Annotated in this window: 25 protein-coding genes; 20 read left to right on the top strand and 5 right to left on the bottom strand. The window is 30.7% G+C overall.

What is annotated here, in order from left to right:
• Window positions 1–449: 449 nt before the first annotated feature.
• From BM018_RS06170 to BM018_RS06080, 19 genes are all read left to right on the top strand, one after another.
• Window positions 450–719 carry a hypothetical protein gene (locus tag BM018_RS06170; RefSeq protein ID WP_092319701.1) on the top strand — a complete coding sequence of 90 codons (270 nt, stop codon included), beginning with the start codon at window positions 450–452 and terminating at the stop codon, window positions 717–719.
• Window positions 720–842: 123 nt separating this feature from the next.
• Window positions 843–1,544: a queuosine precursor transporter gene (locus BM018_RS06165; RefSeq protein WP_092319699.1), complete on the top strand. Its 702-nt coding sequence runs from the start codon at window positions 843–845 to the stop codon at window positions 1,542–1,544.
• Window positions 1,537–3,756, top strand: a complete 2,220-nt coding sequence (locus tag BM018_RS06160) for an ATP-dependent helicase (protein ID WP_092319697.1) — start codon at window positions 1,537–1,539, stop codon at window positions 3,754–3,756. Before BM018_RS06165 ends, BM018_RS06160 begins: the two co-directional genes overlap by 8 nt.
• Before the next feature lie 21 nt (window positions 3,757–3,777).
• Window positions 3,778–5,046: an MATE family efflux transporter gene (locus tag BM018_RS06155; RefSeq protein ID WP_092319695.1), complete on the top strand. Its 1,269-nt coding sequence runs from the start codon at window positions 3,778–3,780 to the stop codon at window positions 5,044–5,046.
• An 80-nt stretch (window positions 5,047–5,126) separates the two neighbouring features.
• Window positions 5,127–6,152, top strand: a complete 1,026-nt coding sequence (locus BM018_RS06150; protein WP_092319693.1) for an FAD:protein FMN transferase — start codon at window positions 5,127–5,129, stop codon at window positions 6,150–6,152.
• Between the two features lie 31 nt (window positions 6,153–6,183).
• The gene (locus BM018_RS06145; protein WP_159428211.1) at window positions 6,184–7,878 is read left to right on the top strand and encodes an RnfABCDGE type electron transport complex subunit D; all 1,695 of its coding nucleotides are present in this window, start codon (window positions 6,184–6,186) and stop codon (window positions 7,876–7,878) included.
• A complete protein-coding gene (locus tag BM018_RS06140; RefSeq protein ID WP_092319689.1) occupies window positions 7,879–8,469 on the top strand; it encodes an FMN-binding protein in 591 nt (196 codons plus the stop codon).
• Window positions 8,466–9,236, top strand: coding sequence for an electron transport complex subunit RsxE (rsxE, locus tag BM018_RS06135; protein WP_092319687.1), 771 nt, complete (start codon window positions 8,466–8,468; stop codon window positions 9,234–9,236). Before BM018_RS06140 ends, rsxE begins: the two co-directional genes overlap by 4 nt.
• Before the next feature lies 1 nt (window position 9,237).
• Entirely contained in the window at window positions 9,238–9,822 is a 585-nt protein-coding gene (locus BM018_RS06130; protein ID WP_200778575.1) for an electron transport complex protein RnfA, read from the top strand.
• A 15-nt stretch (window positions 9,823–9,837) separates the two neighbouring features.
• A complete protein-coding gene (locus BM018_RS06125; RefSeq protein ID WP_092319685.1) occupies window positions 9,838–10,032 on the top strand; it encodes a hypothetical protein in 195 nt (64 codons plus the stop codon).
• Between the two features lies 1 nt (window position 10,033).
• Window positions 10,034–10,345 carry an RnfABCDGE type electron transport complex subunit B gene (locus BM018_RS06120; protein WP_092319683.1) on the top strand — a complete coding sequence of 104 codons (312 nt, stop codon included), beginning with the start codon at window positions 10,034–10,036 and terminating at the stop codon, window positions 10,343–10,345.
• Between the two features lie 61 nt (window positions 10,346–10,406).
• Window positions 10,407–10,790, top strand: a complete 384-nt coding sequence (locus tag BM018_RS06115; RefSeq protein WP_092319681.1) for a Rid family detoxifying hydrolase — start codon at window positions 10,407–10,409, stop codon at window positions 10,788–10,790.
• A gap of 10 nt (window positions 10,791–10,800) precedes the next feature.
• Window positions 10,801–11,097: an OadG family protein gene (locus tag BM018_RS06110; protein WP_092319679.1), complete on the top strand. Its 297-nt coding sequence runs from the start codon at window positions 10,801–10,803 to the stop codon at window positions 11,095–11,097.
• 19 nt (window positions 11,098–11,116) lie between these two features.
• Window positions 11,117–11,503, top strand: coding sequence for a biotin/lipoyl-containing protein (locus BM018_RS06105; RefSeq protein WP_200778574.1), 387 nt, complete (start codon window positions 11,117–11,119; stop codon window positions 11,501–11,503).
• A 12-nt stretch (window positions 11,504–11,515) separates the two neighbouring features.
• A complete protein-coding gene (locus BM018_RS06100) occupies window positions 11,516–12,637 on the top strand; it encodes a sodium ion-translocating decarboxylase subunit beta (RefSeq protein WP_407640969.1) in 1,122 nt (373 codons plus the stop codon).
• Window positions 12,638–12,642: 5 nt separating this feature from the next.
• Entirely contained in the window at window positions 12,643–13,317 is a 675-nt protein-coding gene (locus BM018_RS06095; RefSeq protein WP_092319675.1) for an amino acid ABC transporter permease, read from the top strand.
• Window positions 13,310–14,038, top strand: coding sequence for an amino acid ABC transporter ATP-binding protein (locus BM018_RS06090; RefSeq protein WP_092319673.1), 729 nt, complete (start codon window positions 13,310–13,312; stop codon window positions 14,036–14,038). Before BM018_RS06095 ends, BM018_RS06090 begins: the two co-directional genes overlap by 8 nt.
• Before the next feature lie 14 nt (window positions 14,039–14,052).
• A complete protein-coding gene (locus tag BM018_RS06085) occupies window positions 14,053–14,778 on the top strand; it encodes a basic amino acid ABC transporter substrate-binding protein (protein WP_200778573.1) in 726 nt (241 codons plus the stop codon).
• Between the two features lie 2 nt (window positions 14,779–14,780).
• Window positions 14,781–15,656, top strand: a complete 876-nt coding sequence (locus tag BM018_RS06080) for a DMT family transporter (protein WP_092319669.1) — start codon at window positions 14,781–14,783, stop codon at window positions 15,654–15,656.
• Here the strand turns inward: BM018_RS06080 and nrdF are convergent.
• The 5 genes from nrdF to BM018_RS06055 all read right to left on the bottom strand — a co-directional run bounded on the left by nrdF (window position 15,640) and on the right by BM018_RS06055 (window position 20,549).
• Window positions 15,640–16,644, bottom strand: coding sequence for a class 1b ribonucleoside-diphosphate reductase subunit beta (nrdF, locus tag BM018_RS06075; RefSeq protein WP_092319667.1), 1,005 nt, complete (start codon window positions 16,642–16,644; stop codon window positions 15,640–15,642). The two genes, BM018_RS06080 and nrdF, sit on opposite strands and share 17 nt — an antisense overlap.
• Window positions 16,645–16,665: 21 nt before the next feature.
• Window positions 16,666–18,756 (bottom strand): class 1b ribonucleoside-diphosphate reductase subunit alpha, encoded by a 2,091-nt coding sequence (nrdE, locus tag BM018_RS06070; protein WP_092319665.1) that lies wholly within the window; start codon window positions 18,754–18,756, stop codon window positions 16,666–16,668.
• Window positions 18,725–19,126, bottom strand: a complete 402-nt coding sequence (gene nrdI / locus BM018_RS06065) for a class Ib ribonucleoside-diphosphate reductase assembly flavoprotein NrdI (protein ID WP_092319663.1) — start codon at window positions 19,124–19,126, stop codon at window positions 18,725–18,727. The genes nrdE and nrdI overlap by 32 nt, the downstream gene beginning before the upstream one ends.
• A gap of 320 nt (window positions 19,127–19,446) precedes the next feature.
• Window positions 19,447–19,998 (bottom strand): hypothetical protein, encoded by a 552-nt coding sequence (locus BM018_RS06060; RefSeq protein ID WP_159428210.1) that lies wholly within the window; start codon window positions 19,996–19,998, stop codon window positions 19,447–19,449.
• Window positions 19,999–20,033: 35 nt separating this feature from the next.
• Window positions 20,034–20,549, bottom strand: a complete 516-nt coding sequence (locus BM018_RS06055; RefSeq protein ID WP_092319659.1) for a hypothetical protein — start codon at window positions 20,547–20,549, stop codon at window positions 20,034–20,036.
• Between the two features lie 917 nt (window positions 20,550–21,466).
• On the opposite strand from BM018_RS06055, the gene BM018_RS06050 reads away from it, so the two are divergent.
• The gene (locus BM018_RS06050; protein WP_143280443.1) at window positions 21,467–22,669 is read left to right on the top strand and encodes a hypothetical protein; all 1,203 of its coding nucleotides are present in this window, start codon (window positions 21,467–21,469) and stop codon (window positions 22,667–22,669) included.
• The last annotated feature ends 640 nt before the right edge of the window (window positions 22,670–23,309 follow it).

Here is a 23,309-nt window from a genome sequence, read left to right as displayed (position 1 = left end):
TTGGAAGCCTAAACCTCCTTTCTTATAACTATAAGTATTGATAAATACAGTAGTTAAACATTTTCTAAACATTTTCAGAAAGGAGAAAATCTATGTCGTCGGTTATGAAGTTAAATTTTCATAAAATTTCTCTTCGTGTATAGGTATATTCTACTCTTAGAGTATTTAAGAAGAATAAGAGGGATGAAAATATCTTATGTCGTCGGTTTTTGTCTTGTTTTTTCCTCCTAATACTGTTATATATTATATCCTTTAAGTCTCAAACTAAACTTTAAATAATCTCATACTAAACTTTACATAACAGCAGTTACCTTTAATTTTTTTATGAATAATATCGGATTTTTTTAAAATTGATAGTGAAAATAATCTTAAGAATTTTCAAAAAAGTTACCTATGATATTTTATTTTATCTTAATAGAATATTATACAATATAGGAATTATTTTAAATATGCCTATATTTTCATATCGTTGTTTTGTTTATTTGGTAAAAATTATTTTTAATGTAGCGCTTTGCAAATTACTAATGATCCCCCCCCCCCCGTTAAATGAGTATTTTATTATTCAAAATAATGCATTTCGTAAGTTTGATTCTAGAGAATTATACATATACGGCAGGATGGAATATTGGATTGATAATCATCTGATGCTTCCTGTCTATCGCTCTGTTAAAACAGGAATACATTTGTCTAATCTGGGGGATATGGAGAAGGTTTTGTAAAAAAGACCTATCTTATAGTCAAAATCCTAGTTCTATAGCAGACCAAATAATCAATATTAAAACCGTTGCATTTTTTTTTAATATAAAGTACAATATCTAGGGGGAAAATATTAGGAATGAATTATGCAATATGTTTTATGGTTTGGGCAGTTTTTATTTATTTATTTGATGATACTGCTTTTTTTTCGTTTCTGGAAGAAAGAGGGTCTGCTGGTATGGACTGCTGTTTCTGTTATTTTTGCCAATATCCAAGTAGTTAAACTAGTTTCTTTATTTGGATTAGATGCTACTTTAGGGAATGCATTGTATGTATCTTCGTTTTTTGCGACAGATGTTATTAGTGAGTTTTATGGCAAATCAGAAGCACGAAAAGCAATGTATATTTCTTTACTAGTTTCTTTGCTTTATCTGATATTCGGGCGATTTGCGGTTTTGTTTCAGCCACTTGAGTTTGATCTTACGGGACATCAGTCTTTGACGATGCTTTTTACTTTTACGCCTAGAATTATTGCTGCGTCATTTATCTGCTATTTTTTATCTCAAACTATCGATATCCATATATTTCATTATTTTACTCAAAAAAAACTGCCTCTATGGAGTAAAAATCTTTCCAGTACTTTAATTAGTCAAGCTGTCGATTCTTTTTTATTTGTTTTCGTTGCTTTTTGGGGAGCTTTTGAAGGTACACTAATTCAACAGCTTTCTGTAGTTCTGCAGATTGCAGTTTCCACTTTTTTCATTAAAACTCTTGTTAATGTTTTGGATATACCATTTTTATATGGTATTCGTTCGATGTTCCAAAAGTTAGGTACGGTTCATGATTGATTTATTACAAGGTTTGAATAACGAACAGAAAGAAGCGGTAACTTACGACCAAGGTTCATTGTTAGTATTGGCAGGAGCAGGCTCAGGTAAAACAAGGGTCATTACCCACCGTTTCGCTTATCTGATCAGGAAACATAACTTGAGAATTCATAATCTTTTATGTGTCACATTTACAAATAAAGCAGCTGGCGAAATGAAGGAACGAATCGGTAATTTACTTGGGGTTAATACAAAAACAGCTTGGGTTCGTACGTTTCATTCGATGTGTGCAATGATTCTGCGTGAGCATGCAATGCATATCGGATTTTCTACTGATTTTACTATTTATGATGCTTCCGATACTAGAAATACTATTAAAAAAATAATGGAGCGTCTTAATATTGATCCAAAAACATACCCTGACAAAGCTGTGATAAGAGCGGTATCCACATTTAAGGAAGAACTAATATCACCTGAAGAATCAGCCCAGATGTCTAGTAATGATTTCGAGCGTGTGTGTGCAGAAATATATATGGAATATCAACACACATTAAAAATTAATCAAGCCATGGATTTTTCTGATTTAATCACTAATACGATTATTTTATTAGAAAATACTCTAGAAATTCGTGAACGTTATCAGCGTCAATGGCATTACATTATGGCTGATGAGTTTCAAGATACCAATAGACCTCAATATCGTTTGTTAGATTTGCTTAGCCGTGAGCGTAGTAATGTGTGTGTTGTTGGGGATGATGATCAATCAATCTATGCCTGGCGTGGCGCACGTGTTGAAAATATTTACGAATTTCAGAAAGAATTTCATGCTCATATTATCCGTTTGGAAAAGAACTACCGTTCTTATGGGCATATTTTAGAAGTAGCCAACAGTATAGTGAAAAGTATTACTGGCCGTATGCATAAAACTCTTAGAGCTGAACGTGAAAATGGCCCTAAAATAACATTAGCTGCTCTTGATGATGACAGAGTGCAAGCTTCTTTTGTATATGAAGAAATGGAACAGTTATTACAGTCAGGCAATTATAAAGATTTTGCTATTCTGTATCGTATGAATGCCCAGTCACGGATTTTCGAAGAAATATTAACCCGTCATCAAATTCCCTATAAAGTCTATGGAGGAGTTCGTTTTTTTGACAGAGCTGAAATTAAAGATGTTTTATCTTATCTGAGAATTCTAGTAAATCCGCAAGATGCTGCTGCTTTTGAGAGGATTGTCAATATACCCAAACGTAAAATAGGAAACAAAGGAAAACAAAAAATCTCTGAATTTGTCCGAGAATATCAGTTAACTTTTGTGGAAGCTTGCACGCGGGCTGATGAAATAAAAGGTTTATCGGGTGTTGCCGTTAATAATTTGAAGCATTTGGGCTCTATACTGCATGAATTATCTGCACTGATTGATGAACTTTTGCCTCTTGATTTGCTTAAGATGCTCTTGGAGAGGATTGGGTATAAAGATTATCTTGTTGTGGAATATGGTCCTAATGAAGCAGAAGACAGATTTGAAAATATTCAGGAATTGGTTAATGCAGTTAAAGTGTTTGAGGAGTTAAATCCTGACAGCAGTATTGCAGACTTCCTGCATGAGGCTAGCCTTCTATCGTCCGGAGATGAAAGTGAGAATAATGAAAATGCTGTATCTTTGATGACCATCCACAGTGCTAAGGGCTTGGAATTTCCGACGGTTTTTGTTGTAGGAATGGTTGAGGGTGTGTTGCCGTTAGCTTCCAAAAGTACCGAGGAACTAGATGAAGAAAAACGTCTGTTTTATGTGGCAACGACTCGAGCTATGAATAAACTTTTTTTAAGTTACGAAAAACGCAGCCTTCGTTATGGTGAATTTATAGAAAATGAACGCTCTCATTTTTTGGATATGATTCCTCAAACCATTGTGGATGAAAAAATAATCTTTTCCGAATCAGAGAGATCATCTTATATCCGTAACAACTACAAAAAAGAACAATATTCTTCCATTCAAAAAAAATCTGTTGCTTCTAAAAAGATAGTAAGTACATCGAAATCTGAACTATATAATGTACAAAAAATAAAAACATTATCTGAATTATCTGTGGGTGATAAAATTATTCATAATATTTTTGGTGTAGGTGTTATAGAATATCTGTCCAGTGCTATGATTCGTGTGAATTTTGAAAAATTTGGTACCCAAGTCCTTATGGGTAATATTTTTTCTAATATTCAAAAAATTATTTAAATATATTAAAGTAGGTGCGTCGTGGGAACAAAACGAATATTAATCGGTTCTGCATTTTATTCAGCAAGCAACATGCTAGGTGCTGGATTAAATATGCTTTACCAGTTTGCATTAATGATTTTCCTTTCTTCGGAAGATTATGGTATAATTCAGCCGCTTTTGCAATTTATTGGGTTGCTTATACTTCCTATTATGGCATATCAATATGCTTTAACAAAACATTTTTCGGTATTACCGAAAAATGATCTGTCTTTTGAATCAATATTAACAGTACGTAATGTGTTTTTTTATATGATTTTTGTGACGGTACTATGGATTTTTTTAGTACCGATTTTTCAGAATGTTTTTCATGTTAAAGACCGGATGATTTTTTATTTATTGTTAGTATCACTGCTCCTTCATTTTCCTCAAGCTCCTTTTATCAGTATGCTTCAAGCTGAAAAACGGTTTATTGCTGCTGGTATTGCGCAGGCTTTACAAGGCATCGTTCGTATAACATTGGGCTTGGTATGTGTGTGGCTTATGCCTAATATTGTCGGAGCGATGATGGGGATTCTTATCAGTAATATTGTATTTGTTATGGGTAATACTATTCCTTATCGAGAGTCATTTTTTATTTCTGTTCCAAAATCTTATAAGAAGCATCTGTTTTCTTGGAAATCGTTATTTGTTTCTTTAGGTTCTGTTGGTTTATTTTCTCTACTTATCTATTCGGATACTGTGTTGGTCCGATCTTTATTGCCAGAACAATCAGCACTTTTTGCCAGTTCTAATCTTTTAGGAAAGGGAATGATTTTTTTAACTACAGGAGTTTCGTTTGTTATTCTTCCTATAATGTCTTCTAAATTTGAAGATGCTCATAAATCTCTATGGTTGGGGTTTGCATGCTTATTGAGTTTAATCGGAGCATATATTTTATTTTTTTATTTTACAGCACCATTTTTAGCTGGTATTTTGTTCAAAAAAGATCCTAATATTTTAGAAGGATTTCAAATATTAATGCCTCAATATAATCTTGTATTTTTGCCCTATCCTTTGATTTATTATTTTCTTAATTATTACTTGATTAAAGAGAGTATGTTTTATCCCTGTATTTTAGGAATTGGAATTATAGGATTATATATAGGGTTATTTTTCATGCACGATACTCTATTAGCTGTCAATTTGGTAATAGGGGTGATTGGTTATGGTATGTTGGGTGTGGTGATTTTGCATGCTTTGCTAACTAAATCTAAGCCGGAACTAATTAATATGCTTGAATCTTTAGATGTATTAGATATAGAAAATTAGTACAATAAAAAAAAGATTTTACTTTTTTTTAAAATATTTTATAATATAAAGAGTAGAAAATTGAGGTTTATGATATCAAGATGAAAAATATGATGCTTTTTAATTTTATATTGCTGTTTTGTTGTGTTTCATGTGTTTCAGATCCTTATCAGAAACAAATATTTTCTAAAAATCTTATGTATACTCGTTTTGATATTGTTATATATAGTTCATTACCCCGTTACAAATTAGAAAAAGAAATAAATAAAATTTGGGATGAATTATCATATTGGTATGTGCAACTTGCTCCTGAGGAAAATGGTAGTCTTAATCTCTTGAATAATCAGAGTTTTCTATCTAAGAATGATGATCCGAAAGCTTATGGTATTATTTCTAATTTTATTGAACAATCAAAAATCATTGCTCTCCAAAGTGATGGAGCTTTTGATTTGACAGTATATCCTTTGATTAAATTATGGGGTATCTATCAACAAGATGATTTTCGTGTACCTGCCGATAAAGAAATAAAAAGAGTATTAACTCATATAGGAATGGATAAAATACATATTAGTAATGAAGGAATTTATTTAGAACCTGGCGTTCAATTAGATTTTGGTGCTATTGCGAAAGGATTTGCTGTGGATAGAGCTGTATCGATGCTTACTAATATTTCGGGAGTTAATGCTGGATTTGTTAATGCTGGTGGTAATTTGCTTATTTTTGGAAGTAAGCCTGATCATACAGAGTGGTCTGTTGGCATTAGAAATCCAAATGGAGGTCCTGTTAGTGAGATTATTCCTATGTATGATAATGAAGCTATTGCTACTTCGGGAGATTACGAACAATTTTTTATTGTGGATAATAAGTATTATCATCATATTTTTAATCCCAAAACAGGATATCCTGTAGATCACAATTTAGCTTCTGTAAGCGTGATTATTAAAGGTTCTGCTGAATTAGCCGATATTTATGCCACTACTTTTTTATCCTTGGGTAAGAAAGAAACTCTTCAATTAGTCAGCAATCTAGGATTACAAGACGAAGTATCTTTGTTTTTTATTGAGAGACAGAAGCATGAATTGAGTACATGGGCTAATCAAGCATGGATGAATCGATATAGCAATTAAAATAAATAAGATGAAATGGAGGTTAAAGAAGATGGGTGCAACGACTGATTCGGCAAAACTATTAAGTGAATTTCCCTATGCAGATAAAGAAAAGTTAAATCAGCGTATTATGATTCATACTTTGATTGCGCTATTATTTCCTATTAGTACAGGAATTTATTTTTTTGGAATGTCTGTTGTTAGAGGGATTGTTGTTTGTGTGTTATCCTGTGTTGCTACAGAATATCTATGTAATAAACTTATGAAACAAGAATCAACTCTAGGAGATTTAACAGCAGTTATTTCAGGTGTTATTATTGCATTAAATATGCGACCAGGCTTAGGTATATATCCTCTTCTTTTAACAGGAATTGTCGGGATTGGTGTTGGGAAAATGATCTTTGGAGGAGCAGGTTTTAATCCTATTAATCCAGCACTTATTGGACGTCTTGTTCCTGTTGCAGGCTTTCCGGCTATTTGGGCTACTTCTATTCGTCCTACTATCCCTTCTCTTATGAAGCATGCAGGTTTATCTTATTGGGAAGCTACTCAATATGTGTGGGTTAGAGATGTTACAAAATTGCCTTTCTATCACAAAGTAAAGCCTGCATTTGATACATATACATTTTCTGATCAGATAAATCCTTATTATGATGTGCTTTCTGGTACCACATATTTAGAAACTGTGAAAAATTGGTACAAAGGGGGTGTGATGCCAGAAGGTATGAACAATACTACTGAATTATTCGATTATGGTATGTTGTTTTTTGGTAATATGCCAGGCGTTATGGGCGAAACAGCAAAATGGGCTATTTTGCTTGGGTTTCTTTATCTTGTATTTACAAAAGTAATTAGCCCTTTAATACCAATTTCTATTTGGGTATTTGCTATGCTATTTGGTTGGGTTTTCGGGGCTATCCGTTTAGGACCTGCAGGTATTGGACCTTTAGGTTTATTTGCCGGTGACCCACTAGTATGGCTTCTCGCAGGAGGTGTTATGCTTGGATCTGTGTATATGGAAACAGATCCTGTGACTTCTCCTAATAATTTAATGGGTAAGATGCTATATTCTTTTATTTTTGTGGGAATTGTCACAGCTATTCGATTAGTTTTTTCATTTCCTGAAGGGGTATCATTTGGTCTTTTATGTGTTAACATTTTATTACCTTTTATCAATAAGCTTTGTGATGAAAATAATCCTCATGCTTCTATCATCAAAAAAACTATTATTTCAAGTTCTGTTATTCTTATAGTAGCCTTGACAGTGATTTTTGCTTATACGAAATTGTCAACTCCTGCTTATGTAAAGAAGATTAAAAGTATGACAGGCGGCAATTTGGCTAATTACGATATTATTGAATTAAATCCTACTACTTATTTAGCAAAAAATAATAGTGAGGAAGTTGCTTATATTTTTGCAGTATCTAGTCAGGGTTTTGGAGGTCCTGTAGATATGTTAGTTGCTTTGCATGGAGATACCATTGTGGACTTAAGTGTGGTCAATGCTGCGAATGAAACAGAGGGATTAGGTTCTTTAGTTTTAGACCTAGAATTCCAAAAACAATTTATAGGTAAAACAATCAAAGATTTACCTGAGTTTGAGCCTGAAGGTGATTTATCTGATTGGTCAAATAAAGGATTTGACACCTTATCAGGTGCAACGTACACAGCATATGCCTTTATTGAGAATATTAAAGAAGCTTTTGCTTTGTATCATGCAAATCAAAGCTCATTACAGGAGAAGTAAATGTCAGAAAAAAATATTGTTATTGGCTCTCCCAAGTTCCATCTTCAAAATGTACTTTCACTAACACTAATTACCGGATTGATGACATTTAGTTTGTTATTTGTATATTATTTTACTTATCAGGAACCTAATCCTTTATTGGATATTCAGGAAATGCTTGGTAAAAAAGCACAGGAATATAATATCATTCAAGAAGAAATGGATTTAGATGGTGAGCCAAATATTTATTGGTCTGTTGTCAGTACAAATGAGCAAGAAATAATGCGTGTATTTAGAGTGAGCTCGGGAGGTTTTGGAGGTCCTGTTGTTGCTCTTGTTGGCACTGATGGGCAACAAGTATTAGCCATTAAAGTATTAGATGCTTCATCTGAAACAGCAGGCTTAGGTCAAAAAGTAACAGAACAAGGATTTCAACGCCAATTTTTAGGTTTAAAGATAGATCAATTACCTATAGATAGGACTGATTGGGGTTCAAAGAATCTTGATATGATCTCAGGAGCTACATTTAGTTCTAGTGCCTTAGTAAAAGATATTAATGAAGCATTTGTTATGTATGATTTAAGTAAAAAAGCTGAAGGGGAAGTCTCATGAATCAAAGTAAATCGGCTTGGACAGAATTAGAAAAAGGTTTGCTAAAGGAAAATCCTGTTTTTGTCTTGTTAATTGGCTTATGTTCTTCATTGGCTGTATCAGCAAATGTTTCCAGTGCATTAGCGATGGGAATTGGAGTTTTAGTTGTACTTACTTGTTCTAATGTATTAGTATCTTTGCTCAGGAATTTTATTCCTCATGCGGTTAGAGTGCCTGCATTTATTATCATCATTGCCGGATTTACTACTATTGTAGAAATTTTAATGGGGCGTTATCTGCCTGTTCTATATGGAATTTTAGGGGTATATTTGCCTTTAATAGTTGTAAATTGTATTATCTTAGGAAGAGCAGAAGCATTTGCAAGTAAAAATGATGTTTTATATTCTTTTCTTGACGGAATAGGTATGGGGTTAGGCTATATCGCGGCACTCACATCTATTGCGTTTCTTCGTGAATTATTAGGTAATGGCACTTTATCTTTTCAGATTGCAGAAAATTTAGGTGTTGTTTTAAATTTCACTCATCCTGTGGTACAAGATCCTAATAATCCTGCCATGCATGTTATTAATCTTTTTGGTGGCGTTAAATATCCTGTTCCTGATGAACAATATTTTACAATGATTAATGTGTTACATATTATTCCTGATCCATTGCAACTTATGAGGTTGCCTCCAGGAGGATTTTTAGTTATGGGATTGTATTTAGCAATAATTCAGCAGTATACTATTCTCAAAGCTAAAAATATGAAGAATAAAAAGGGAGAATAAAATGGCGAATGCATCATATTTTATTATATTTATTATGGTTGTTTTAAGTGGGAATATGGTTTTCTCGCGTTTCTTAGGATTATGTCCGTTTTTTGGTGTGACAAAAAAAACGGAAGATGCTATTGGAATGAGCTATGCTGTTATTGTGGTGCAAGTTATTTCTGTAGCGATTACATGGCCATTATACCATTTGTTACTTGTTCCTTTAGGGTTAGAAGTTCTTAAAACTTTACTTTTTATTCTTGTTATTGCTGCTTGCGTACAAATTTTAGAGGTTATTATGAAAAAAATAGCTCCGAAATTATATAAATCTTTAGGAATTTATTTACCTCTTATTACAACGAATTGTATTATTTTAGGGGTTGCATTGATTGTTATTACCGAAAAACTTGATTATGGTCGTAGTTTATGGTTTGCTTTTGCAGCGTCTTTGGGATTTATGTTGGCATTAATGCTTATGGCTAGCCTATTACAAAGAATCAAAAATGCACCCATCCCTAAGGCTTTTCAAGGATCCCCTATAGCATTTATGATCGCAGCAATTATTTCTATTGCTTTCTTAGGATTTAGTGGATTTGCATTATAAAAGGAGTATATTATAATGATACCATTACCCATAGTGTATAATTTGTTATTTATTTTGAGCGGATTAGTTTTATTAGCGTTATTTTTTTCATGGAGTTTCGCTCATGGAATAGAGATCTATACATGTGGAGGATCTGATGGCTGTAATATATGTCCTGATCAGAATATATGTTCGGTAGAAAATTTATTAATTAAAGGTAAAGAGGAATAACATGAGTAGTGATATTTTATGGCAAGGCACATTGTATCTTATGCTAATTGCAACTGTATTAGGAATTTGTATTTCGATTATTAGTCAGATATTCTATGTAAAAGAGGATCCGCGTACTGAAGCTATCTATAATATTCTACCTCATTTTAATTGTGGTGCATGCGGATATCCTGGATGTATGCCTTATGCAGAAGCATTGACTAGTGGAGAAGATGTGCCTTATACAAAATGTAGGCCTGGAAAAGAAGCTGTAGCTCAAAAAATATTAGCTATTTTGCAATCGGAATCAGATAATAAAGAAATTTCTTCTTAATAGGCTTTTATAGCTGGTTTTTGTATTTTATTATTATTTATCTAATTTAAAGGAGAAGTTTATGCCTAAAAAGAACATTATTACTGGTAGCGCTCCTCAGGGTGTTGGGTCATATTCTCAAGCAATTTTGAGTGATAATATTTTATATGTTTCTGGTCAATTACCTATTGATACTTTAACAAATGAAATGCCAAAAGATATTGTAGATCAAGTGAAGCAATGTATGGAAAATCTCAGAGCAATTTTATCGGCAGCAGGACTTCAATTTTCTGATATTGTACGTTGTGGAGTTTATTTAAAAAATATTAATGATTTTTCTGTTGTCAATGATATTTATAGTTTATATTTTAATGAACCTTTTCCTGCAAGAACTACCGTTGAAGTAAGTAATTTACCGAAAAATGCTTTGATTGAAATAGATGCACTTGCTATAAAAAGTAATTAAAGGATATATTATGTTTAGTGCAGAGATTAGTTTGTTAGAGGCTGGACAAATCACATTAATTGGTATGGGAATGGTCTTATTTGTTTTATTACTTTTAACAGGGATTATTGATCTTTTTAAATATATTCCAAACGGAAAAAATATAATGTTATCTCCTATTAAATCCAGCCCTCGTTTTTTTCAGTCACAGGAAGTCTCTTTAACACCTGAACTTCAAGCAATTATTATTGCTTCTATTTTAGAAGACGTGCAGATTTCTAATTCTAAAAATTTGGTGCGAATAAAAAGTATAAAATATTTTAATTAGGTTTGAGTTTGGAGGTATTGTGATTAAGGTTTATAAAGTTAAAGTTGAAGGGAAAGTTTATGAAGTAGAAGTAGAACTTTTATCTCATAATGACTCTTCTTCTGAAAATAATTCTAAAGTTATGTCAAGTCCTACCGTTTCTTCAAGTAATGTTCCAACAGCCCCTGTTCTATCTTCTGTAGATAGTGCTCAGGGGGAAGCAGTTTATGCTCCGATGCAAGGAAATATTTGGAAAATCTTGAAACAGTTAGGAGATAATGTTAAAGCAGGAGAACCTATTCTTATTTTAGAAGCAATGAAAATGGAAAATAATATTGTTGCTCCAAAGGATGGTAAAATTTCTTATTATGCGGTTAAAGAAGGAGATACTGTCGATAGTGGGGCTTTATTACTGAAGCTCTCTTAGAGGTAAATTATGTTGGAATTATTAAAAAAACTTTTCCTCATGACAGGAATATCATTAATTTCTTTTCAATCCGTTATTATGATTGTGATTTCTTTGATACTTTTATACTTAGCAATTTATAAGAAATATGAACCATATTTATTGTTACCGATAGCCTTTGGGATGATGTTAAGTAATTTGCCTTTTTTTCCTGGAGAAGGGCTGATGGATCCAGGAGGGTTATTATATCAGTTATATGGAGGGATTAAATTAGGAATTTATCCTCCTCTTATTTTTTTGGGGATTGGGACAGTTACGGATTTCGGTCCTTTAATTGCATATCCTAAAAGTTTGCTATTAGGAGCTGCTGCTCAGTTAGGTATTTTTGTTGCTTTTTGGGGTGCGATTTTTTTAGGATTAACGGGATTTGAAGCTGCTTCTATTGGTATTATTGGAGGTGCAGATGGTCCTACAGCTATCTATCTAACGTCAAAATTAGCTCCTCATCTTTTAGGACCCATTGCTGTTGCTGCTTATTCTTACATGGCTCTTGTGCCTATTATTCAGCCTCCTGTGATGAAATTGTTAACTACTAAAAAAGAACGTCAAATAAAGATGCACCAATTAAGAACAGTGTCTAAGCAAGAGAAAATTTTATTTCCAATAGTTGTTACTATTATTGTTATATTATTAGTGCCTTCATCTGCACCACTAGTAGGTATGTTAATGTTAGGAAATTTACTAAAAGAAAGTGAAGTTGTTCCTAGTTTAGTAGACAATATAAAATCTGCGTTATTATATGTTATTACAATATTTATTGGTCTTACTGTAGGAGCTACTGCACGTGCTGATACGTTTCTTAATGTAGTGACTCTCAAAATTTTAACAATTGGGTTATTGGCGTTTGTATTTGGAACAATTGGTGGTGTTTTGTTGGGAAAAGTTATGTGTTTCCTCAGTAAAGGAAAAATTAATCCTTTGATAGGAGCAGCTGGCGTAAGCGCTGTACCTATGGCAGCACGTGTAGTTCAAAAGGTGGGAGCTGAAGAAGATCCATCAAATTTCCTATTAATGCATGCTATGGGTCCTAATGTAGCAGGTGTTATTGGTTCAGCAGTAGCAGCCGGTACATTGTTGAGTTTATTTACAAAGTAGATATTATGGATTATTTGTTGACTCTTAAGCACCTATTTATTGAACATGATCGTTATCTTTATGTTCTTCACGGTTTGCAATTTTCTTTATCTGCAACGTTACTAGCGGCGGTTTTAGGGATATTATTAGGGATTATTTCTGCGTTGTTTAATATTTCTCATTATAAATTTTTGCGTTTTATTTCAATTTTATATACGGATGTTATTAGGGGAACTCCTGTAGTTGTACAATTGATGATTCTTGCAAATGTTGTATTTATTGGGATTTTGCGTGATGTTCCAATATTATTTGTATCATCGTTAGCATTTGGGATTAATTCAGGAGCGTATGTTTCGGAAATTATCCGGGCAGGAATCCAAAGCATAGACAAGGGACAAATGGATGCAGCTCAAGCGTTAGGTATGAGCTACTATACAGCTATGAAAGAAATTATTATACCTCAAGCAGTGAAAAAAATTCTCCCTCCTTTAGTTAGTGAATTGATAACATTATTAAAAGAAACTTCAGTAGTTGGTTTTATTGGAGGAGTTGATTTATTACGTGCTGCCAATATTATTACCAGTCAAACATATAGAGGTATAGAACCATTATTATTAGTTGGTTTAATATATCTTATGTTAACATCAATTTTTACAAAACTAATGAGGCAAATAGAGAAAAGGTTAAGTATTAGTGATTGAAATTAAAAATTTATATAAGGTATTTTCTGGTATAGAAGTACTGAAAAATATTAACACTTCTATTGAAAAAAATGAAATTGTATCAATTATAGGTCCATCTGGTAGTGGGAAATCAACTTTGTTAAGATGTATTAATGGATTAGAGCAGTTTGATCGAGGTGAAATTTTAGTTGAAAATCAAAATATTCATAGTAAAGAAATTGATCTTAATAAAATTCGACAAAATGTAGGTATGGTATTTCAACATTTTAATCTTTTTCCTCATAAAACAGTTTTAGAAAATCTTATTTTAGCTCCTGTTTTAGTGAAAAATGAAAATATCGAATCTGCTACGGAAAAAGCTTCTGTTTTATTAGAGAAAGTTGGTCTTCTATATAAAATAAACGATTACCCTAATAAGTTATCAGGAGGCCAAAAACAACGGATTGCTATTGCAAGAGCATTAGCAATGGAACCGCATTTAATGTTATTTGATGAACCAACATCAGCGTTAGATCCGGAAATGGTTAATGAAGTGTTAGATGTAATAAAATCATTAGCACAGGAGGGGATGACTATGGTAATTGTAACTCATGAAATGGGTTTTGCAAGAAATATTGCATCACGTATTCTATTTATGGACCATGGTGAGATATTAGAAGATAATACTCCTGCCTTGCTTTTTAGTAATCCATCGCACAAAAGGACAAGGGAATTTTTAGAAAAAGTATTACATCATTAATGATAGAGGGTATAATGAAAAATATGAAATGGTTATGGATGTTATGTATTATGGTTGCTGGATGTGGACTGAAAAAGCAGGATATACTTTATGTTGGTACGGATGCGGAATTTCCTCCTTTTGAGTATATAGACCAAGATAAGATTGTTGGTTTTGATATTGATTTAATTAATGAAATTGCTAAATTTATTAAAAAAGATATCAAAATTATGAACATTAGTTTTGATGGACTAATTCCTGCGTTGCAAAGTAAAAAAGTAGATCTTATTATTTCAGGCATGACCATCACAGAAGATAGAAGAAAATCAGTTGCGTTTAGTCAAGTTTATTATACATCACGTGAACAAATGATTATTTTAAATAAAACTACTACCGATATTAACACTCTTGAGGATTTACAAAATAAGAAAGTAGGAGTTGTTTTAGGATTTACTGGAGATATTTTGATTTCAGAAATGAAGTATGTTAATGTAGAAAGATTTAATAACGTCTCATCAGCAATATTAGCATTACAAGCACAAAAAGTTGATGCATTAGTGATAGATTTTGAAACAGCGCATAATTATGTTTCGGTGCATTCGGATTTGAAATTAGTTGCTACTTCAAGCACGCAGGAAGACTATGCTATTGCTCTTAGATTGCAAGATCAAGAATTATTAGAAAAGATAAATGAAGCAATTACAAAACTTAAGGATCATGGTACTATCGGTACATTATATAAAAAATACTTGACAGAATAGAAATGGTAAATAGAAAAAAATTAATTGGTACTATTGTTTTATATATAGCTTCTTTTTGTTGGGGGAGTGCTTTTATTGCTCAAAAAATTTTAGTAGATTTGAGCGTTCCTCCTTTTTTTACTATCGGATTGAGGTTTTCTATTGCAATTTTGTTATTATTTTTTATTGATTTTAAAAAGATAAGTAAATATACCATTTATCATGGTATTGTTTTAGGAATTATGATTTTTTTAGTCTTTTCACTACAAACTTACGGATTAAAAACAATTGATAGTTCCGTTAGTGCTTTTATTACAGGATTAAATTTAGTATTTATTCCAATTATTAGTATTATTCTTTTTAAACATAAAATAAATATGATTCATATTATTGCAGTTTGTATTTCTTTATTAGGTACATATTTTTTTAATATTCGCGAAGGAACACTTTTTATATGGAATACAGGAGTATTTTTAACTTTATTATGTGCAATTGGGGTCGCATTTCAATTAAGTTATGGTAATATTTTTTATAAAGAAGAAAAATATCCTTTCTATTTGGTGATTATTCAAAATGCTACATGTTCTGTAATTGCTTTTATTTTTGGATTTTTTCTTGAAAGTTTTCCCCAGCAATGGACAATGCCTGCTATTTTCTCCTTGATATATCTTGCATTAATTGCTTCATTACTTGCTTATGGACTACTAGCTATTGGGCAAAAATTAGAAGATAATATCATTAAAGTAGGAATTATTTTAGCGATGCAACCTTTATTTACTGTTTTTATCTCTGTCTTCTTTTTTGGTGAAATGTTAACGATTTATAAAATGTTAGGTATTATTTGTATTGTTTTTGCTATTATGTTAACAGAATGGCAGATTATTAAATCCCATCAGTAGATATATCTTCGTCAAATATAAAATCTTCATCTGTAAGATGGATAACTTCTAATACTTTTTCATAATTAGTAGATTTTTTGGAGAAAAAATCATGTTGAGTTGTTTCAACATTCAAACCATTTAAAACAAGAGGATTAATTTCTTTTATTTCAAAAACAGGATCAAATCCAAGATTCATTAAAGCTTTATTGGCATTATAACGAATATATTCTTTAACTTCTGTAGCTAATCCAATATCTGTATAAATTTCGTCAGTATACTTTATTTCATTCTCATATAAATCATATAAAAGTTCATCTAATTCTTTTTTAATTGTTTCTTTTTCAAATTCAGTAAATGTTTTATATATTTCTTGAGAAAGTAATCCAACAAAAATTCCATGGAGAGACTCATCAGCAATTATCTTTTTAATGATATCGCTGCTGGCAACCATTTGACCTTGACCTGCTAGCCACAAAGGTAAAAAAAATCCACTATAAAAAAGATATGTTTCTAAATATACAGAAGCACATAATGCCATATAAATATCTTTTTTCGTTGCATCTGGATTATTCATTTTTTGGTAATAAAAATCAATTTTTTTTGCTTTGTATTGTAAATATTTATCCTCTTCAACCCAATGGAATGTTTCATTAATCTCAGCTGTAGAAGCTACAGTAGTGAATATGGTCGAATATGATTTGGCATGTATGGTTTCCATCATACACATATAAGATAAAACAGACCGACATTGCAATGAATCTACATGATCAATAATTTTAGGCATACCAGTATGACTTTGTAGAGTATCTAAAAGAGTTAACCCGCCTAAAACACGAAGATATGCTAATTTCATTTCGGGTTCTAAAGAATGCCAACTATCAATATCTTTGGAAGGAATATATTCTGTATCAATCCAAAATTGTCTTAAATTCTGCTCCCAAAACATTTCTACATAATCATTTTCTGGTGTATTCCAATTAACTGCTTTATAAATATATTCTCTCATTTTTTCTCTCACAAAGTTATTTTATACAGCGCATGCAAGACATTCTTCAATAGTGGATTTTCTAATACGCGTGTAATATAAAGATTTTAAGCCCAATTTATGAGCATAAATGTATAATCTCACTAAATCTCTAGTAGCATCTGTACTTTTAGTATATAAAATAGTTGAAATACCTTGGTCGACATGTCTTTGGATCACTGATACTAATTTAAGGATCTTTTTTTGATCCATATGATAAGCAGATTTATAGATAAGCATATTGTTGTGGTTCAGATAAGGCATAGGGTAGAATGTAGTGCTATCCCCATATTCACGTACTTCTATGGTGTCTGTAATAGGCATTACCGAAGCGGTAGCATTCAATATATATGCTGTAGATTGATTGGGTGCAATAGCTAATCGATACGCATTATAAATACCATGTTTCATTATTTGTTGTTTTAAGTTATTCCAATCATCCTTAGTTGGAATGCAGATACCTTCAAATAATTCTTTTACTTTTTCTGTTTGAGGGACAATAGCATTTTCTGTATATTTATTGAAATAATTACCGTTGGCATACTCAGATTTTTCAAAATCCTTGAAAGTTTCCCCCTTTTCTTTTGCAATTTCCATAGATCTTTCTAGAGAGTAGTAATTTACCATCATAAAGAAAATATTACAAAAATCTAATGCTTCGCGACTTTCATACATAATTAAATTTTTAGCGAAAAATCCATGTAAATTCATTGCTCCTAAGCCAACGCTATGCAATTCATCATTTGCTTTTTTAATAGAAGGAACCATATTAATATCTGTTAAATCGGAAACCGTAGTCAGAGTATCGATTGCTGTTCGGACAACTTCTCGAATTCTTTTATTTTCCATAACAGGGACAATATTTAAGGAACCTAAATTACAAGAAATACCACGTTTAATAGTATCTTGTTCGTAATAGTTATGTATTTCTGATACTTCGGAAAGTTGCATGATTTCAGTACATAGATTTGAAAATTTAATGCTGCCAATTTCTTTTAAGGCATGTTCTTTATTAGCATTATCTTTGAAAAATAAATAAGGATAACCGCTTTCCTTTTGTGTCTGGGAAATTTTTACTAAGAGATCACGTGCATTAATTCTTTTCTTTTTTACATTTGGATTGTTTACTAACTCATCATACATTTCATTCATATCCATCTCATCAAGATATTGGCCATACTCTAAGAATACAGTATGAGGGTAAAATGTATAGCAGATTTCATCTTTAACAGCTAATTCAATAAATTTATCTGGGATAATTATACCAATTGATAAAGATTTAATTCGAATTTTTTCATCTACATTGATTTTTTTACAGTCTAAAAACTCATTAATATCAGAATGGAATACATTAAGATAAGTAGCGCCAGCTCCTGGTCTCTGACCTAATTGATTAGCGTAAGAAAAAATATCCTCTAAAATTTTCATCACAGGTAAGATTCCTGATGCACGATTATCAATGTCTTTGATAGCTTCACTACGTGCTCTTATTTTGGAAAGATTAATGGATACGCCACCGCCTATAGAGGATAATTTCATTGATGAGTCAATGATATAACCAATATCGCTTAAACTATCTCCCATCTCATCTAAAAAGCATGATACTAATTCTCCGGATCTTTTTTTTCCTGCGTTTAGAAAAGTTGGAGTGGCAGGTTGGTATTCTTGGTTAATAAGTATTTCTGCATATTCTAATGCTTTTTGAAGGTTTCCTTGTGCTAGAAATAAAGCTACGACAGCTAGTCTGTCTTCATAACGTTCTAAAAATTTTTCGCCACTATTGTCTCTAAGAGCATAACTCTGATAAAATTTAAAAGCACTCATAAAAGAAGGAAAGCGAAATTTTTTATTATATACTAAATCAAATACTTGCTTCATTTCCTCTAAAGTGTACATCTCATAAAAATCAATATAATAATCGTTTTTTATAAGATAATCCATTTTTTCTTGTAAGTTATGAAAAAAAACAGTATTTTTATTAACATAATCAACAAAATAAGAATAGACGGCTTCTTTATCTTTTTCGAGCTGGAATTGACCATCTTTTTTGATCATTATTTCGTTATTTAAGTAGATCCATTTTTGAGTTTTCATAGTATTTCTCCAGATTATTTATTGCATATTCGACTTCTTGAGGAGTTCCTGATAATTCAAATTTCATAAAAATAGGAATGTTAAATTGTTCTGAAATTTTGTCTGCTGCTAATCCGTAAAGTGGCCCCCAATTCATATTACCACTTGAACTAATTGATTGAATCTTTGATGCATTATTTTCTGTTTCTAAAAACTTTCTTGTTGTAAGTGGAATTTCGCCAAAATCAGTAGTATAAGTGAATAAGTGTCCTTGATATTCAATTTTCATATCACTTTGAATTTTGATATAAACCCATATAGGTTGTTTTTGTTGTAATTTATTAATGAAACGTTGAACATTGCCTGTTTTAGAATCGTAGTATAAATACATTTAATATTTACCTCTTTATAAATAACAGAAAATATATTTTTATATTCTAGGTATAAAATATAATGTCATTATTTTATAATAAAGTTATTCGTCGAATATTTTCTTATGATATTAAAAATTGAATTATCTAAGAATATTATTTACTTTATAATAAGCCAATATTATATAGTAATATTAGCTTATTATAAAGTTATTTTTTTGATTTGTCAAGAAGCGAAAATTTAATTTAAGTGCTTATTTTTATTGTATTTATAAAAATCAATCCCTTCTAAATTCTTATCTTTTAAAAAATAAAATTATTTTAATATATTTGGTAACATTTAATGTGTTGTTTCCCATAATTTGCATATTAAGATAGCTACAGCTATGTTAATGTAATATGAATAAATCCAGCCAGTCATAACAGATCTATGAGATGCAGCTACTGTTGAAATTAAATTTAATCCTAATGTCCATAATAAAAAAGTAAATATCCCTGCTAAAAAATATTGGAAAATTTTTAAAATTTCTTTATTTCTTGTTTTTAGCCAAGTTATCATACTTATTATTATAAATAACATAAGAAAACGCCATAATTTTAATGATAAAAGAAAGGGAGGAAAAAATTGCAGCAAAGAAGGCATAAACCGTTCAATCCATAATCCAGGCAAAGTAGTAGCGCTATTTAAGATATGGGATAAATATATAAAATAGTGTTTTATGAATTCATATGTATTGCTTATTTTATACAAAGTATGAGATCCTTGTGCTGGATTATTAAGAAAAACAGTATGCATAAAATTTTCATTTCTGCGTGACTTGAAAATATCAATTGCTTCCGGGCGATAAAGAGTAATCATTTGCTTTATTTCATTATAAAATATAATGAACATAAAAACTAATGATATTAGTGCTGTTAAAATAATATTTAAAAATGATCTAGATAGTACTTGAGAAACATATTGATATGTCCATCAGATTTATTAATGATCTGGCACATGTCCATTAAAAACATTAAAGCAATAGCAGGTGCCCATGTATATAATAGATAATACAAAGAACCAAAAAAACTGAAGATAACTGAAATAACTGTAAATCCTAAAATATAAAGTAATAAATTTTTATATGTATAATGTGCCCACAATATTGGATAGGCATATACAACATAACTAATAAAAAAAAGATGACCAAGAGTAAAATAATAAAGATTGCTTGCAGTGAATAAAATTCCAGGATGAAAAACAAAAACAATACCAAGAGCCCATGCATATTTTTTTCCTAATCTATTATAGAATATTAAAAATAATAAAATTAATCCCAATAAATGAAAATATGCCAGAAAGAAACGAAAATTAGCCAACCATTGTGCTAATTCCCATTCTTGTTCGGGAGTAGAAATATATTTTAAATGTTGAGGAATTAGAAAATATAAAATTTCTGCCATATTGTTCCAATTTGATGAAAATAATGATTTATATTCAAAAATATTCTCCTTTGATTCATCTTTTTTAGCAAAACCTTCATTGTAACCTAAATTCGATAGGTGGAGACCTGATTTGACAGCTCGATATATAGGCAGTAAAAGATGATTATCTCCAGGATATTCTGTTTTAGGTTTCAGAAGATCTAAATTGAGAGAACGAGGAGGTGCTTCGAAAGTATTATCTTTGATATAGTATATATTTACGGAAGATAAAATATATCAAGCTTATCAGGAGGTCCTGGAGGATAATTTGTTATTTGCAATGCAGTTGGTAATCCATTATAAATAATAATATGACCCAAAAGAGCAAACAAAACAGCATGTAAGAATATTTGATTTTTTGTAATATATTAATATAACTCATTTATTGTCCCTATACAAATACTTTGAAAGTAATTGGTATTTTATGAGAATATGATATTATTATATTATAAATCTAGTCTTATTTCAAGAGAGTTGATTATAGATACAATCTTATTAAATATTTCTTCTCTTCTAAAAATTTATTGACACAAAATAATAGAATATGGTACAATTTTTATTAATTATTAAGATCTTGACAAAATATGAAAATGAATTTTCAAAGGTATGAGGTAACAATGCATAATATATTTTCTAAGACACTAAAAGTAAAATTATCTACAGTTAAGATGCTAAGTTATTTATATTTAAGCTCTCCCTGTTTTTTGTTTTTGGCGACTTGGGTTAATTGGAAAATTTCTGTTTTTTTATTATCTCTTTCTATACTTTTATTGTTAATAATGTATAGAAATACAGTAGCGGAGGGGGACCTTATAAATATCCCAACCTATATTTTTCTGTTTTTAATAATAGTAGCAATTGTATGGCCATTAGTTTCTGGAATAGGAAATGTTTTTTTGCAAAGTAGAGATTTTGGAGGTCGAAATCCTTTATTTATGGATTTAATAAAATTTTCTTGGCCTGTTATTTATCCAGAAAATGGGCGTGCTATTGTATATTATCTTGGTCATTGGATAGTTCCTGCTTTAATTGGTAAAGTGTTTGGTTGGTATGCAGCGCAGATTGCTTTAGTATTATGGACTGCACTGGGAATTTTATTGATGTTTTTATTTTTATGTTTTTATTTAAAAGTTTTTAATAAATTTTTCATTATTTTTGTTATTATTTTTATTTTCTTTTATGAATTACCATTTAAGTCATTATTTTCTTTTCGAACTTATGATACTTTTACTGTACTTTTATCCAGTTCTGTTCAATTACGTTATATTTTTAATCAAGCTATTGCTATTTGGTTGTTAGGAATGTTATTTCTTCATGAAAAAGGTATGAAAAATTTCATTTTTTTAGCTTCGTCTATTATTTTTTATTCGCCTTATACTTTTATTAGTATTGGTATTTTTATGATTGCGTATTTTTTGAATGATACTATTAAGAACAAAAAAATATCATGGTCAGAAATATTATGTATACAAAATATTTTGTCTTTTATTATCTTTTTTCCAATATTATATCTTTATTTATCTACAAATAGTACCTCAACCGATGGGTTACATTTTTTCTCTTATTCTATTGATAAAATTCCTGACTTATTGTTGTCTTATTTAATTCAGTTTGGGATATTTATGATTTTGATTTTTAATCAATATAAAAAATGCTATTTGTACTGGACAATTCCTATTATTTTCATTGGTGTTTCTTTTTGGGGATATGCTTATGTAGATGCTAATTTTGTACGTACAAATATTATTGCATGGTTTATTTTATTAGTTTTGATGTTAAAATATCTATTAACATCGGTTTCTTTGATCAGAAAGGGAATCTTGATATTGTTCATTGTGATTACTTTTAGAAGTAATATAAGATTTTTTTATAATCAAATCAAATATTTTATTGTTTATGGTATAGCACCTCTTAAGGATTGTTTTAGTACATTTAATCGCAATGATTTGAACCTACAAAATGATAATATTGCTCGGTGTGAAGGACTTGCTTTTAAGGGAGAATATCCTATTGGATATTGGATATTAATGACTTTTACAACAGAAAATCCTCAAGATACTATATTTTTTAAATACTTAGCAAAATCTAATTCTGATTAATATATTACTTTGAAAATATAAAGCTATTAACTAAATAAAAACTAATAGAATAAAACCTCCTCGTTTTCAAGATCAGCTGTTTTATTCTATTGTAAGAATGAAGAATTAGGGATTGGATTTGGGTAGAGAATACTGCTAGTTTGAGTCTCATCAATATTGGGGACGGTGCGGTATAGGTATAATATTTAATGTAGAGGTGTTTTGTGCATTGGTTATTTCTGTGCAGTGGGATTCGTTTTATATTCGGCTTCTATTAGTTTTTATTGGAAGCTGTCAAGGTTACTCCGTAATGATGAGGCATTTTTAACTCACAGCAAGGTTTCGAATTCTGTCAGTACGGAATATATAGTGTAGACTCTATTTGTTACTCTCACATAAAAGAGCCGCCGGAATTAATAACGAAATTTGTATCAGTAACTTGACTTCTACAAATATGATGGAGTCCTGGTGTTTTTTGGAAAAAGCGTGGGGATGTATTTGGAACAGTCAATCAAGAAATTTAAAATAGATGCAGAATCTTAAAATGAGTGGAGGAGATATCATTGTTGCGGATATCTTTGTTATTCAAGAGTTTGGTAAAGAGCAGAATGCTCAGTTAGACAAAAATATGAGTTGATAAAAATACTTCAAGAGAAAATCA

The organism is Brevinema andersonii (genome assembly GCF_900112165.1).
Taxonomy (GTDB): Bacteria; Spirochaetota; Brevinematia; order Brevinematales; family Brevinemataceae; genus Brevinema; species Brevinema andersonii.
Note: the sequence above shows the minus strand (reverse complement) of the source record. Positions and strands in the feature narration are given on the sequence as shown.

Bases quoted from the DNA above. Each gene is read 5' to 3' on its own strand.
- BM018_RS06170 (WP_092319701.1), top strand. From the start codon at position 450: ATGCCTATATTTTCATATCGTTGTTTTGTTTATTTGGTAAAAATTATT.
- BM018_RS06165 (WP_092319699.1), top strand. From the start codon at position 843: ATGCAATATGTTTTATGGTTTGGGCAGTTTTTATTTATTTATTTGATG.
- BM018_RS06160 (WP_092319697.1), top strand. From the start codon at position 1,537: ATGATTGATTTATTACAAGGTTTGAATAACGAACAGAAAGAAGCGGTA.
- BM018_RS06150 (WP_092319693.1), top strand. From the start codon at position 5,127: ATGAAAAATATGATGCTTTTTAATTTTATATTGCTGTTTTGTTGTGTT.
- BM018_RS06145 (WP_159428211.1), top strand. From the start codon at position 6,184: ATGGGTGCAACGACTGATTCGGCAAAACTATTAAGTGAATTTCCCTAT.
- BM018_RS06140 (WP_092319689.1), top strand. From the start codon at position 7,879: ATGTCAGAAAAAAATATTGTTATTGGCTCTCCCAAGTTCCATCTTCAA.
- rsxE (WP_092319687.1), top strand. From the start codon at position 8,466: ATGAATCAAAGTAAATCGGCTTGGACAGAATTAGAAAAAGGTTTGCTA.
- BM018_RS06130 (WP_200778575.1), top strand. From the start codon at position 9,238: ATGGCGAATGCATCATATTTTATTATATTTATTATGGTTGTTTTAAGT.
- BM018_RS06125 (WP_092319685.1), top strand. From the start codon at position 9,838: ATGATACCATTACCCATAGTGTATAATTTGTTATTTATTTTGAGCGGA.
- BM018_RS06120 (WP_092319683.1), top strand. From the start codon at position 10,034: ATGAGTAGTGATATTTTATGGCAAGGCACATTGTATCTTATGCTAATT.
- BM018_RS06115 (WP_092319681.1), top strand. From the start codon at position 10,407: ATGCCTAAAAAGAACATTATTACTGGTAGCGCTCCTCAGGGTGTTGGG.
- BM018_RS06110 (WP_092319679.1), top strand. From the start codon at position 10,801: ATGTTTAGTGCAGAGATTAGTTTGTTAGAGGCTGGACAAATCACATTA.
- BM018_RS06095 (WP_092319675.1), top strand. From the start codon at position 12,643: ATGGATTATTTGTTGACTCTTAAGCACCTATTTATTGAACATGATCGT.
- BM018_RS06085 (WP_200778573.1), top strand. From the start codon at position 14,053: ATGAAAAATATGAAATGGTTATGGATGTTATGTATTATGGTTGCTGGA.
- BM018_RS06080 (WP_092319669.1), top strand. From the start codon at position 14,781: ATGGTAAATAGAAAAAAATTAATTGGTACTATTGTTTTATATATAGCT.
- nrdF (WP_092319667.1), bottom strand. From the start codon at position 16,644: ATGAGAGAATATATTTATAAAGCAGTTAATTGGAATACACCAGAAAAT.
- nrdE (WP_092319665.1), bottom strand. From the start codon at position 18,756: ATGAAAACTCAAAAATGGATCTACTTAAATAACGAAATAATGATCAAA.
- nrdI (WP_092319663.1), bottom strand. From the start codon at position 19,126: ATGTATTTATACTACGATTCTAAAACAGGCAATGTTCAACGTTTCATT.
- BM018_RS06060 (WP_159428210.1), bottom strand. From the start codon at position 19,998: ATGTTCATTATATTTTATAATGAAATAAAGCAAATGATTACTCTTTAT.
- BM018_RS06055 (WP_092319659.1), bottom strand. From the start codon at position 20,549: ATGGCAGAAATTTTATATTTTCTAATTCCTCAACATTTAAAATATATT.